This window comes from Gemmobacter sp. LW-1 (assembly GCF_001303875.1).
Taxonomy (GTDB): domain Bacteria; phylum Pseudomonadota; class Alphaproteobacteria; order Rhodobacterales; family Rhodobacteraceae; genus Gemmobacter; species Gemmobacter caeni.
In genome coordinates, this window is the sequence record NZ_LJSC01000003.1 from 1 (window position 1) to 10,154 (window position 10,154).

The following is a 10,154-nucleotide window of genomic DNA, read 5'->3' on the forward strand; positions in this document are numbered from 1 at the left end:
GCTGCGGCGTCTGCGCGCCCGGATCGAGGAGGAACTGGATCAGCCCCTGCGTCTTGCCGATCTGGCCGCGACCGCCGGATTGTCGGAGTTCCATTTCCAGCGCGCCTTCCGCGCCAGCACGGGCCTCAGCCCGCGCGCCTGGGTCGAACGCCGCCGGATGGCGCGAGCCGAGGCGCTGATCGCGGAAGGGCAGCCACTGGCCGAGGTGGCTGCCGCCTGCGGCTTTGCCCATCATGCCCATCTGACCCGCGCCTTCCGCAAGGCGCATGGTGTGGCGCCCTCGGTCTGGCGTGCGGGATTGTAACCGCACATCCTCAAGCTGGACCTTGCCCGGCCCCGGTGCTTTAGTGCCGGGGAAAGGAGTCCTCCCATGGCATTCGGCAAGAACATCCGCACCTTTTTCGAAGGCAAATGGCATGACGGCGACGTTTCTGTGATGCGCGCTGCCGATCATGGCATCTGGCAAGGCTCATCCGTCTTTGATGGCGCGCGCTGGTTCGATGGCATCGCGCCCGACCTTGACCGCCATCTGGCGCGGGTGAACCGTTCGGCCGAGGCGCTGATGATCACGCCGACGATGGCGGTGGAGGACATGCTGGAAATCGCGCGGGAGGGCCTGCGCGCCTATGGCCCCGATCATGAGGTCTATATCCGCCCGATGTACTGGGCCATCGACGGCTCGGACCTGGGTGTTGCCCCGGCGGAAAACTCGACCGGCTTCGCGCTGTGTCTTGAGGAAGTGCCGATGCCGCCCGCCACCGGGCAAACCACGCTGACCCGCACGCGCTTCCGCCGCCCGGTGCTGGAAGATGCGGTCTGCAATGCCAAGGCGGGCTGCCTTTACCCCAACAATGCCCGGATGCTGGTCGAGGCCAAGCAGAAGGGCTTCGGCAATGCGCTGGTCGCGGATGCCATGGGCAATGTGGCCGAAACCGCCACGGCCAATGTGTTCATGGTGAAGGATGGCGCGGTCTTCACCCCCATCGCCAATGGCACCTTCCTGTCGGGTATCACCCGCGCGCGCCATATCGCCAATATGCGGGCCGAGGGGATCGAGGTGCAGGAAACCGTGCTGACCTTCGCCGATTTCGAGGCGGCGGACGAGGTGTTCCTGTCGGGCAACTTCGCCAAGGTCACCTCGGTTGCCCGCTTCGACGACACCGAATACCGCAGCCGCGCCATGACCGACCGCATCCGCGGCCTTTACATGGACTGGGCGCACAGCGCCCCGGCCCGCGCGGCCTGACGGCACCATCTTGGAGCAGACGGTCTTCAGCTTCCGTGGCCTGTTCGGCGTGCCGGTCGAGGTGCGCCAGTCGGTCGCTATTCTGGCGCTGATGATGGCAGGGTTTTCGCTGATGCGGGGCGGCAGCCTTGTCATCACCGCGATTTTCCTGTGCATCCTCATCGCTTCGGTCTATCTGCACGAACTGGGCCACGCCTGGGGCGCGCGCGTGCAGGGTCTGACGGTCAACCGGATCGTGCTGCACGGGGGCGGCGGCTTCTGCGAGCACCGCCGCAGCAGCTTTAAGCAGGACGAGCTGATCGTGGCCATGGGGCCGCTGGTCAATCTCGCGCTCTGGGCCGTGCTGGGGCTGGCGCAGGACGCGGTGTATCAGCTTGCCATTTCCGATCCGGCATGGGTGCGGTTCGGTATTGCCATGGTGCCCTGGCTGGGCCTTGCTGCCACGATGAACCTGTTCCTGTTCTTCTACAACATGGTGCCTGTGCTGCCGCTGGACGGCGGGCGGCTGTTGCAGATCGGTCTGCGGCGGTTCTGGCCGCCGGCGCAGGCCATCCGCATCGCAGGCGCTATCGGGGTGGTTTTCTGCATCCTGTGGTTCCCCATGCTGATCTGGGTGTTCCTCAGCACCGGCTGGCTTCTGTTCTTCATCCCGTCGCTGGCGCTGCATCTGGCCATGGCGCGGGGCGAGGCGCATTACTGACCCCGGTGCGGGCTGCGCTTGCCAAGGCCGCCCCGCGCCGCCACTATGCCCGCACCGGGATACCGCCGGGCAGGAGAGAACGATGCGCAAGTTTCTGGTCGTGCTGGACGACAGCCGCGAATGCCTCAACGCCATGCGCTATGCCGCGCTGCGGGCAGCGCACACCGGGGCAGGGGTGCAAATCCTGTCGATCATCCCGCCGGAAGAGTTTCAGCACTGGATGGGCGTGGCCGACCTGATGCGCGCCGAGGCGCGCGAGCGGATCGAGGCGCATTTCGAGGTCTTCGCCAAATGGATGCGCGACAAGCAGGGGGTGAACCCGGAACTGGTGATCCGCGAGGGCGACCCCGCGACCGAGATCCTGGCGCAGGTGCGAGAGGACGCGCAGATCGGCGTTCTGGTGCTTGGCGCCGGCACCGAGAAAAGCGGCCCCGGTCCGCTGGTCACCACGCTCAGCCGAAGCTCGGGTACTCTGCCGATCCCGGTCACCATCGTGCCGGGGGATATGTCGAAGGAACGGCTGGAGGCCATTACCTGACGAAGGGCCCCTGCGACTGCGGCGGCGCGGGCACATTCAAGGGCAGAAAATGCAGCTCGCATAGGAAGTTATGTGCAAGGTGGTTCCTGCGTCGGATCGCCTGAGATAACGCGCCGCCGGTGTGTGCGATTGTAGCCAATTGTCGGGTCCGAGGCATTCAGGCGGCGGATAAGCTCGCTTTCCTTCCGCGTCACGGCGACTTTGTCATAGCTTTCAAAGAGGATTTCTTTGCGAAGAACAAAGCTGCGCATCTCGTCACGCGAGAAATCCGCTTCGACACTCGCATTGTTCCACGATCCGAAATAGCGCAGAGAGTGGCCGCCGCCACCTATGTCCTTGCCAATGTAGATTTTCCCGTTCGGGAAAGTGATCTTGTAAACGACATAGGCAAAAGCCGGAGACATGCGACATATCCGTTTTGTGGTGCGCCCAGTCACCGGGCGCACCAACAGTGATCACACCTCGCGCGAGCGGATCATGCCCACGATGTCATAGACCTCGTTGAGGATCGGGCGGGCGATGGCTTCGGCCTGTGCGGCACCGCGGCCGAGGATGCGGTCAATTTCGGCCGGGTCCTGCATCAGGCGATTCATCTCGGTCGTGATTGGCGAGAGTTTCGCCACGGCAAGCTCCGCCAGCTTCGGTTTGAAGCTGCCGAATTGCGCGCCCGCATATTCTGCCACTACATCCGCGGCGCTCATCCCCGCGAGGGCGGCGTAGATGTTCACCAGATTGCGCGCCTCAGGCCGGTCCTTCAGCCCGTCGAGCGTGTCGGGCAGCGGCTCGGGGTCGGTCTTGGCCTTGCGGATCTTGGCAGCGATGGAATCGGCATCATCGGTCAGGTTGATGCGGCTTTGATCCGAGGGATCGGATTTCGACATCTTCTTTGATCCGTCGCGCAGCGACATGACGCGGGTGGCCGCACCCTCGATCACCGGCTCGGTCATCGGGAAGAAGGTCACGCCATAATCGTTGTTGAACTTGGCGGCGATGTCGCGGGTCAGTTCCAGATGCTGTTTCTGGTCCTCGCCCACCGGAACATGCGTGGCCTTGTAAGCGAGAATGTCGGCCGCCATCAGCGCCGGATAGGCGAACAGGCCCAGCGAGGCGTTCTCGCTGTTCTTGCCGGCCTTGTCTTTCCACTGGGTCATGCGGCCCATCCAGCCCATCCGCGCGACGCAGTTGAAGATCCAGGCCAGTTCGACATGCGCCGTCACCTGGCTTTGATTGAACAGGATCGAGCGCGCCGGGTCGATGCCTGCTGCGATGAAACCTGCCGCCATCTCGCGCGTCTGGTGGCGCAGTTTAGCCGGGTCCTGCCAGACGGTGATCGCATGCATGTCGACAAGGCAATAGATCGTCTCGCCGCCCTCGTCCTGCTTTTCGACAAAGCGCTTCAGCGCGCCGAGATAATTGCCGAGGGTCAGGCCGCCCGAAGGCTGGATGCCTGAAAACACGCGGGGGGTGAAAGTCTGAGGCGTTTGGACCGGCTCGGACATGATGTTCTCCGTCTGGAAATGGCTGGTGCTTCGGCTTACCTTTGGTGGCAAGGGGCGTCAATGAAGGCCCTGCAACATGAGGCGAAGATGCAGCATCAGGACGATTTGACCGAACCGCCGTTGAACCCCTTGCCCTGGGTCGTCTGGGCGCTGGTTCTGCCCATCGTGGCGATGGAGGTGGTGGTGAGCCTTGGTCAGCGCGGGCTGATCGGTGGCGCACATGCCGTTGGCTGGCGGCTGGACGCGATGGAACGCTTTGCCTTTTCACCCGATCTTCTGCGCTGGATGGCGGAAAATCATGTCTGGCCGCTGGACGGGCTGATCCGGCTGGTCAGCTATCCTTTCGTGCACACGAGCTTTACCCATGCGGTGTTTGTCGTGGTGATGCTGCTGGCGCTTGGCAAGATGGTGGGCGAGATCTTTCGCTGGTGGGCGGTGCTGGTGGTGTTCTTCGGCGCAGCCATGGTCGCGGCGGGGGTCTATACCGCTGTGCCGGGGCTGGTGCAGCCGCTGGTCGGCGGGTATCCGGCGATCTACGGGCTGATCGGGGCCTTCACCTTCCTGTTGTGGGTGCGGCTGGCCGGGGAGGGGGCGAACCAGTACCGCGCCTTCACGCTGATCGGCTTCCTGCTGTTTGCGCAACTGCTGTTCGGTGTGTTCTTTGGCGGCGGCACCGAATGGGTGGCCGACATCGCGGGCTTCGCCACCGGCTTTGTGCTGAGCTTCGTGGTCAGCCCCGGTGGTTTTGCCCGCGTGCGGGCGCGGTTGCGGGAACGCTAGGCGCGTTTCCGGCGCAGCGCTGATTTGAATTCGGTCAGACGGAAGGCGCCGATCAGCGTGCCGAACCCGAAGTAGCTGATGATGCCGCTGGCGACCAGCGCTCCCAGTGCCAGCCAGCGCCAGCGCGCGGCATCCAGCGCGGGCCCAAGCAGCAGCGCAGCCGCCCAAAGCACGAAGCCCATCACCAGCGCGGCGGCGACGATGCGCCAGATCCGGGCGCGGAAACGGGCGTCGAAATGCGCCTCCGGTCCCATGGTGCGCGAACCGCGCCAGAGCTGCCAGACCATGACCCAGCCGGAAACGGTTGTGGCGAGCGCCGCCGCCATGAATCCGATCACCGGCATCATGCCTACGGCAAAGGCGAGGTTCACCACCATCGACCACAGCGCATAGCGGAACGGGCTGCGGGTGTCTTCGCGCGCATAATAGAGCGGCTGGAACACCTTGTGCAGCACGAAGGCGGGCAGGCCAAGGCCATAGGCCGCCAGCGCCAGCGCGGTATTGGCAGCATCGTCCGATCCGAAGGCGCCGCGCTGGAACAGCACCTGCACCAGCGGAAGGGCGATCACGACCAGCGCCACGGCGGCGGGAATGGTCAGCGCCAGCGCGAATTCGGCGCCGCGGTTGAGGCTCGCGCGTCCGCCTTCTGCATCGCCCGCGCGCAGGCGGCGGCTGAGGTCCGGCAGCAGCGCCGTGCCGATGGCAATGCCCACCACGCCCAGAGGCAATTGGTAAAGCCGGTCGGCGAAGGACAGCCATGTCACCGCGCCTTCGGTATGCGAGGCGACCTGACGGCCGACCAGAAGGTTGATCTGCACCACCCCGCCCGCAAGGATCGCGGGGCCTGCGATGATCGCCAGCCGCTTCAGATCCGCGCTCCAGCGCGGCCAGCCGAGGGTGAAGGTATGCCCGGCGGCGCGGGCCGAAAACCAGACGAAGCCGAATTGCATGACCCCGGTCAGCGGCAGCGTCCAGGCCAGCGTCATCCCCATGTTCCAGCCCTGCCAGTCGGCCAGCCACATGGCAGCGATGAAGGCGAGGTTCATCAGAACAGGCACAAAGCCCGCTTCGGTGAACCGGCCCTTGGTGACCAGCACGCCGGAGACCAGCGCGACGAGGCTGATGAACAGGATGTAGGAGAACCCGATCCGGCCATAGATCACCGCAAGGTCGAAGCGTTCGTCGCCTGCAAAGCCCGAAGCCATGGCCCAGACCAGCGAGGGCATCGCAACCGTTCCGAGGATGGTGAACACCACCAGCAGCCAGGCCATGCCGTTGAACGCTTCTTGCGCAAAGCCCTGCGCATCCTCACCCGCCTCGACCTTCTTGGCGAACATCGGCACGAAAGCCTGATTGAAGGCGCCTTCGGCAAAGAAACGGCGGAACATGTTGGGCAGCGACTGCGCCACGAAGAAGGCGTCGGACACCGCGCCTGCGCCAAGATAGTTCGCCATCAGGATGTCGCGGGCAAACCCCGCACCACGCGACAGAAGCGTCCACCCGCCGAGGGTGACGACATTGCGGATCAGGCTTTTCGTCATGTGCTACCCTTGGGCCTGCGCCCGTTTGGCCCCCTCGGCAATGGCCTGGCGCAGCTTCTTGTCCAGCGCCTCCTGCCGGTGTTTCTGATGCAGTTTCAGGCCGAACATGTCTTTCACATAGAAGCTGTCCACCACCTGCGCGCCGAAAGTGGCGATCACGGCCGAGGCGATGTAGACGTTGTTCGCCGCCAGAGTGCGGGTCAGGTCATAAAGCAGCCCCGGCCGGTCGCGGGTATCGACCTCGATGATCGTGTAGATTTCGGACCCTTCGTTGTCGAAGGTGATATGGGTCGGAAAGCGGAACTCGCGCTCGCGCTTCTTTACCTTGTCGCGGTCGGCCAGTGCCTCGCGCGGGACGACCTCGCCGCGCAGGGTCTTTTCGATCATCTGACGCAGGCGGGGCAGGCGGCTGACTTCGTAGGGGTGGCCGTCGGTATCCTGTATCCAGAACACCGCGGTGGCATAGCCGTCCTTTGACGTATAGGTCCGCGCATCCACAACATTCGCGCCTACCAGTGCCAGCGCCCCGGCGAGCCGCGAGAAGATGCCAGGATGATCGGCCAGCGCGAAGCAGGCCCGCGTCGCGTCGCGCGCCGGATCGGGGTGCAGGTCGATGCGGATCTCGGTATCGTCCAGATCACGCAGCAGGCGGGCGAAGACCGCCTGTGTTTCCGTCAGCAGCCCCTGCCAGTAGGGGGCGTAATGCCGCGCGAGTTCGGCCCGCAGATCCTTGGCATCCCAGTCGGCCAGAACCTCGCGCAACTGGCGTTTCGCCTCGTTCTCGCGCCGCTCGCGGTTGACGTTTTCCAGCCCGTTTTCCAGCGCCTCGGCGGTTTCGCTGTGAAGGCGACGCAGCAACATGGCCTTCCAGTTGTTCCAGGTGCCGGGGCCGACGCCGCGAATGTCACAGACCGTCAGCACGGTCAGCAGATCCAGCCGCTTGCGGGTTTTCACTGCCTTGGCGAAATCGCGCACCGTGCGCGGATCGCCGATGTCGCGTTTCTGCGCCATGTCGGACATCAGCAGGTGATAGCGCACCAGCCATTCGACAGTTTCGCATTCCTCGTCATTCAGCCCCAGACGCGGCGCCACGCGGCGGGCGATCTGGGCGCCAAGGATCGAATGATCCTCGGGGCGGCCCTTGCCGATGTCGTGCAGCAGCAGGGCAACATAAAGCACCCGTCGGCTGACGCCTTTTTCAAGGATGTCGGACGACAGCGGCAGCTCCTCGACCAGCTCGCCGCGTTCGATCTGCGCAAGGGTCGAGATACACTGGATGATGTGTTCATCCACCGTGTAATGGTGGTAGACGTTGAACTGCATCATCGCGACGATGGGCTCGAACTCGGGGATGAAGGCGCCCAGCACGCCCAGTTCATTCATCCGCCGCAGGGATCGTTCAGGATTGCCGTGTTTCAGCAGCAGGTCGAGAAAGATGCGCTGGGCTTCCGGGTCTTCGCGCATCTCGTCGTCGATCAGCCGCAGGTTCGCCGCGATCAGCCGCATGATGTTGGGATGCAGAAGATAGCCGGTGCGCAAACCTTCTTCGAAAACCCGCAGCAGGTTCAGCTTGTCGGCCAGAAAGTTGCGCGGGTCGGCGGCGTCGATGCGGCCCTGCACCAGACGAAAGCCCGCGCGTACCGATTTGCGGCGGCGGAACAGGCCCATGATACCGGCCTCGGGCTTGGCGTGGCGGGCTTCAAGCTGGGTCAGGAACACGCGGGTCAGTTCGCCCACCCGCGTCGCATGGCGGAAGTAATCCTGCATGAACACCTCGACCGCGCGGCGCCCGCCGCTGTCGTGATAACCCATGCGCGCCGCCACCTCGACCTGCATGTCGAAGGTCAGCTGGTCCATGGCGCGCTTGCAGATGTAGTGCAGGTGGCAGCGCACAGCCCAGAGAAAGTTCTCGGCGCGGTTGAAGGTCTCGTATTCGTCCTGCGTCAGAAGACCCGCCTGCACCAGCCCCGCCGCATCCGGCACACGGTTGAGGTATTTCCCGATCCAGTAAAGCGTTTGCAGGTCGCGTAACCCGCCCTTGCCCTCTTTCACATTGGGTTCCAGCACATAGCGCTGGCCACCCTGCCGCTTGTGCCGTTCGGCGCGTTCTGCAAGCTTTGCTTCGATGAATTCGGGGCCGGAGTTGCGGAAAAGCTCGGCCCAGAGGGCATTATCCAGTTCCTGCGCCAGCGCGGTGTCGCCGGTGATCTGGCGATGTTCCAGCAGGGCGGTGCGAATGGTGATGTCCTCGCGCCCCAGACGGATGCAATCCTTCACCGTGCGCGAAGAATGACCGACCTTCAGCTTCAGATCCCAGAGGATGTAAAGCATGGTCTCGATCACGCTTTCCGCCCAGGGGGTCATCTTCCAGGGGGTCAGGAACAGCAGGTCGACATCGGAAAACGGCGCCATTTCGGCACGGCCATAGCCCCCTACCGCCAGCACCGACAGCCGCTCTGCCTCGGTCGGTGTCGGCAGTGGATGAAAATGGTGGCAGGCGAGGTCGAACGCCGTGCTGACCAGCCCGTCGGTCAGATGGCTTTGCGCCCGCGTCAGGGCGCGGGCTTCCAGGGGGCGTTCCGCGAAGGCGGTGGCAAGGGCCGCGTTGGCGGCGGCCTTGGCTTCGGTCAGATGGCGCACCGCGACGGCGCGGGCCTCACGCGGATCAGTCTCGCCCGCGATGGCGCTGGAAATGGTGGCGGAAAGCGCGCGGGGGTCGATGATCTCGACCCCCGGCAGCAGCATGTCCTGCATCGTCAGGGCGGCGCGGTGCAAGCTTGTCCCCGGTCTCAGAACCCGGCACCGGCAAAGCTGCGCGGCGCGGGATCAAGGACGGAGATCTGGCCGTTCTGGATGGTGGCCACGGCCAGACCGCGTTCATTGGTGCCGTCACTCCGCAGGCGGAAGATCCCGTTCACGCCCACGAACCCGGACCCCTGGGTCAGGCCCGAACTGGTCAGCGCATTGCGGTTCCCCTGTTTCACCAGCGCCCCGATGGCTGCAACGCCGTCATAGGCCAGCCCCGAGATCGGCAGCGGCGGCTCGCCATAGGCCGCCTGATAGCGGTTCTGGAACTGGTTGTAGAGCGCGGGATCGGGGAGCGCGAACCAGCCTCCCTGAATGCCCGGCAGGTTCAGGGTCGCGGCCGGAATGTCCCAGCGCGTCAGGCCGATCAGTGCGGTTGCGGGCGGGCTGACGCCATTGTCACGCAGGGTCTGGCTGATCAGCGGCAGCGCGCCGGCGGTGTCGGCGGTCAGAAAGACAGCCTGCGCCCCGGTGTTGCGGGTGGCCGCCGCAATTGCCGGGGCGGCGGACAGGATGCCGTTCTGCGAGAATTCATAGGACTGGACACCGACCACCGAACCACCCGCTGCGGTGACGCCGCGCTGGATCGCCGTGCGGCCGACCTCGCCCTGGATGTTGCGGTCATGCACCACCATCACGCGGCTCTTGCCGGAGCGGACGGCGAACCGGCCCAGGCGGTCGGCCGTGTTCTGGAAGGTCGGGCCGAGGACAAAGACATTGCCCCCCGCGATATCGGTGTTGTTGGAGAAGGACAGGACATTGACGCCCCGGCCTGCCACGGCAACCCCGGCGGCATTGGCTTCCTGCGCATAGACCGGGCCGAGGATGATCTTCGCACCTTCGTCGACGGCCTTGATGGCCTGCGCCTGCGCCCGGCCCGGCTGGCCGGCGGTCGGATAGACCCGGAGGTCGATCTTCACGCCCCCCAGATCGGAGATTGCCAGCCGCGCCGCATTCTGAAGGCTGCGGGCCAGCAACTCGTCACTCGCCTGCCCGGAGCCCGAGGGAATCAGCAGCGCCACGGGCACCGGCGCGCCGGGGTCGA

Annotated in this window: 10 protein-coding genes; 5 read left to right on the forward strand and 5 right to left on the reverse strand. The window is 64.9% G+C overall.

The genetic code is table 11. The features are described from left to right. From AO684_RS00030 to AO684_RS00045, 4 genes are all read left to right on the forward strand, one after another. Nucleotides 1–304: helix-turn-helix transcriptional regulator (locus tag AO684_RS00030; protein ID WP_152968304.1), on the forward strand; the 304-nt coding region annotated here is incomplete at its 5' end. Between the two features lie 66 nt (nt 305–370). Further along, nucleotides 371–1,246 carry a branched-chain amino acid aminotransferase gene (locus AO684_RS00035; protein ID WP_054300700.1) on the forward strand — a complete coding sequence of 292 codons (876 nt, stop codon included), beginning with the start codon at nt 371–373 and terminating at the stop codon, nt 1,244–1,246. Nucleotides 1,247–1,256: 10 nt separating this feature from the next. Beyond that, a complete protein-coding gene (locus tag AO684_RS00040; protein ID WP_054300701.1) occupies nt 1,257–1,946 on the forward strand; it encodes a site-2 protease family protein in 690 nt (229 codons plus the stop codon). 82 nt (nt 1,947–2,028) lie between these two features. Next, nucleotides 2,029–2,484, forward strand: a complete 456-nt coding sequence (locus tag AO684_RS00045; protein WP_054300702.1) for a universal stress protein — start codon at nt 2,029–2,031, stop codon at nt 2,482–2,484. A gap of 68 nt (nt 2,485–2,552) precedes the next feature. Here AO684_RS00045 and AO684_RS00050 read toward each other — a convergent pair whose 3' ends face one another. Then, entirely contained in the window at nt 2,553–2,888 is a 336-nt protein-coding gene (locus AO684_RS00050; RefSeq protein ID WP_054300703.1) for a GIY-YIG nuclease family protein, read from the reverse strand. A 51-nt stretch (nt 2,889–2,939) separates the two neighbouring features. Further along, nucleotides 2,940–3,983 carry a tryptophan--tRNA ligase gene (gene trpS / locus AO684_RS00055; RefSeq protein ID WP_054300704.1) on the reverse strand — a complete coding sequence of 348 codons (1,044 nt, stop codon included), beginning with the start codon at nt 3,981–3,983 and terminating at the stop codon, nt 2,940–2,942. Between the two features lie 60 nt (nt 3,984–4,043). Between trpS and AO684_RS00060 the strand changes: the two genes are divergently transcribed. Beyond that, nucleotides 4,044–4,763, forward strand: a complete 720-nt coding sequence (locus AO684_RS00060) for a rhomboid family intramembrane serine protease (protein ID WP_235451181.1) — start codon at nt 4,044–4,046, stop codon at nt 4,761–4,763. On the opposite strand, the gene murJ is transcribed toward AO684_RS00060, so the two are convergent. The 3 genes from murJ to AO684_RS00075 all read right to left on the reverse strand — a co-directional run. After that, a complete protein-coding gene (gene murJ, locus AO684_RS00065; protein ID WP_054300705.1) occupies nt 4,760–6,304 on the reverse strand; it encodes a murein biosynthesis integral membrane protein MurJ in 1,545 nt (514 codons plus the stop codon). The two genes, AO684_RS00060 and murJ, sit on opposite strands and share 4 nt — an antisense overlap. Before the next feature lie 3 nt (nt 6,305–6,307). Beyond that, nucleotides 6,308–9,058 (reverse strand): [protein-PII] uridylyltransferase, encoded by a 2,751-nt coding sequence (locus AO684_RS00070; RefSeq protein WP_054300708.1) that lies wholly within the window; start codon nt 9,056–9,058, stop codon nt 6,308–6,310. A 35-nt stretch (nt 9,059–9,093) separates the two neighbouring features. Next, the coding region (locus tag AO684_RS00075) for a penicillin-binding protein activator (protein ID WP_054300706.1) at nt 9,094–10,154 on the reverse strand (1,061 nt) is incomplete at its 5' end.